This window comes from Aeromonas sp. HMWF014, from assembly GCF_963878295.1.
In the GTDB taxonomy this organism is placed as follows: Bacteria; Pseudomonadota; Gammaproteobacteria; order Enterobacterales; family Aeromonadaceae; genus Aeromonas; species Aeromonas popoffii.
In genome coordinates, this window is sequence record NZ_CAWNYS010000328.1 from 1 (window position 1) to 3,081 (window position 3,081).

Sequence of the window (3,081 nt, forward strand, 5' to 3'; positions counted from 1 at the left end):
TCGCTACAAGGCCAGAAACACTTCTTGGGTGTTGTATGGTTAAGCCTCACGGGTAATTAGTATGGGTTAGCTCAACACATCACTGCGCTTACACACCCCACCTATCAACGTTGTGGTCTCCAACGGCCCTTTAGGACCCTCAAGGGGTCAGGGATGACTCATCTCAGGGCTCGCTTCCCGCTTAGATGCTTTCAGCGGTTATCGATTCCGAACTTAGCTACCGGGCAGTGCCACTGGCGTGACAACCCGAACACCAGAGGTTCGTTCACTCCGGTCCTCTCGTACTAGGAGCAACTCCCTTCAATCATCCAACGCCCACGGCAGATAGGGACCGAACTGTCTCACGACGTTCTGAACCCAGCTCGCGTACCACTTTAAATGGCGAACAGCCATACCCTTGGGACCGACTTCAGCCCCAGGATGTGATGAGCCGACATCGAGGTGCCAAACACCGCCGTCGATATGAACTCTTGGGCGGTATCAGCCTGTTATCCCCGGAGTACCTTTTATCCGTTGAGCGATGGCCCTTCCATTCAGAACCACCGGATCACTATGACCTACTTTCGTACCTGCTCGACCTGTCCGTCTCGCAGTTAAGCTGGCTTATGCCATTGCACTAACCTCCTGATGTCCGACCAGGATTAGCCAACCTTCGTGCTCCTCCGTTACTCTTTGGGAGGAGACCGCCCCAGTCAAACTACCCACCAGGCACTGTCCGCGAGCCCGATTCAGGGCCCTGCGTTAGAACATCAAACATACAAGGGTGGTATTTCAAGGACGGCTCCAGCGCAACTGGCGTCACGCCTTCAAAGCCTCCCACCTATCCTACACATGTAGGTTCAATGTTCAGTGCCAAGCTGTAGTAAAGGTTCACGGGGTCTTTCCGTCTAGCCGCGGGTACACCGCATCTTCACGGCGAATTCGATTTCACTGAGTCTCGGGTGGAGACAGCATGGCCATGGTTACACCATTCGTGCAGGTCGGAACTTACCCGACAAGGAATTTCGCTACCTTAGGACCGTTATAGTTACGGCCGCCGTTTACCGGGGCTTCGATCAAGAGCTTCGCTTGCGCTAACCCCATCAATTAACCTTCCGGCACCGGGCAGGTGTCACACCCTATACGTCCACTTTCGTGTTTGCAGAGTGCTGTGTTTTTGATAAACAGTCCCAGCCATCTGGTCACTGCGACTCCCAACTGCTCCATCCGCAAGGGACTTCACTGTCAAGAGCGAACCTTCTCCCGAAGTTACGGTTCTATTTTGCCTAGTTCCTTCACCCGAGTTCTCTCAAGCGCCTTGGTATTCTCTACCCGACCACCTGTGTCGGTTTGGGGTACGATGACTTGTAATCTGAAGCTTAGAGGCTTTTCCTGGAAGCAGGGCATCAATGGCTTCACCACCGTAGTGGCTTCGTCTCGTGTCTCAGTGTTGTGTCTCCGGATTTGCCTAGAAACACCACCTACGCACTTTCACCAGGACAACCGTCGCCTGGCCCACCTAGCCTTCTCCGTCCCCCCATCGCAATTACAAGTCGTGCAGGAATATTAACCTGCTTCCCATCGATTACGCCTTTCGGCCTCACCTTAGGGGTCGACTCACCCTGCCCCGATTAACGTTGGACAGGAACCCTTGGTCTTCCGGCGAGGAGGCTTTTCACCCCCTTTATCGTTACTTACGTCAGCATTCGCACTTCTGATATCTCCAGCATACCTCTCGATACACCTTCGCAGACTTACAGAACGCTCCCCTACCACTCACACATAAGTGTGAATCCGCGGCTTCGGTGCCTGGTTTGAGCCCCGTTACATCTTCCGCGCAGGCCGACTCGACTAGTGAGCTATTACGCTTTCTTTAAATGATGGCTGCTTCTAAGCCAACATCCTAGCTGTCTGAGCCTTCCCACATCGTTTCCCACTTAACCAGAACTTTGGGACCTTAGCCGGCGGTCTGGGTTGTTTCCCTCTTCACGACGGACGTTAGCACCCGCCGTGTGTCTCCCGGATAGTACTTACTGGTATTCGGAGTTTGCATGGAGTTGGTAAGTCGGGATGACCCCCTAGTCCAAACAGTGCTCTACCCCCAGTAGTATTCGTCCGAGGCGCTACCTAAATAGCTTTCGGGGAGAACCAGCTATCTCCGAGTTTGATTGGCCTTTCACCCCCAGCCACAGGTCATCCCCTAACTTTGCAACGTTAGTGGGTTCGGTCCTCCAGTTGATGTTACTCAACCTTCAACCTGCCCATGGCTAGATCACCCGGTTTCGGGTCTACACCTTGCAACTAGACGCCCAGTTAAGACTCGGTTTCCCTACGGCTCCCCTATACGGTTAACCTCGCTACAAAATGTAAGTCGCTGACCCATTATACAAAAGGTACGCAGTCACCCCGAAGGGCTCCCACTGCTTGTACGTACACGGTTTCAGGTTCTATTTCACTCCCCTCACAGGGGTTCTTTTCGCCTTTCCCTCACGGTACTGGTTCACTATCGGTCAGTCAGGAGTATTTAGCCTTGGAGGATGGTCCCCCCATATTCAGACAGGATGTCACGTGTCCCGCCCTACTCGATTTCACTTCAAGGTCGTTTTCATGTACGGGGCTATCACCCTGTATCGCTGGCCTTTCCAGGACCATTCCACTAACTTCCAAGAAACTTAAGGGCTAATCCCCGTTCGCTCGCCGCTACTGAGGGAATCTCGGTTGATTTCTTTTCCTCGGGGTACTTAGATGTTTCAGTTCTCCCGGTTCGCCTCTATTACCTATGTATTCAGTAATAGATACCCAGCTTATGCTGGGTGGGTTTCCCCATTCGGAAATCTGTGAGTAATAGCGTCTCTTACCGACTTCTCACAGCTTATCGCAGGTTAGTACGTCCTTCATCGCCTCTGACTGCCAAGGCATCCACCATGTACGCTTAGTCACTTAACCATACAACCCCAAGAAGTGTCGTCGAAACAACGCGTCTTGTTGAAGTACAACAAGGACCAAAATAAATTTTGGTTTTCGCCAAGAAGTTTCCAAAGCACTTGTAACAAATGTTTGAGAACTACTTTTTAAATCAGCTTTCCAGATTGTTAAAGAGCA

The 3,081-nt window shown here is 52.0% G+C and carries 1 rRNA gene; it reads right to left on the minus strand.

The features are described from left to right. Positions 1-35: 35 nt before the first annotated feature. Positions 36-2,925, minus strand: a 23S ribosomal RNA gene (locus tag AAC083_RS13915). Between the last annotated feature and the right edge of the window lie 156 nt (positions 2,926-3,081).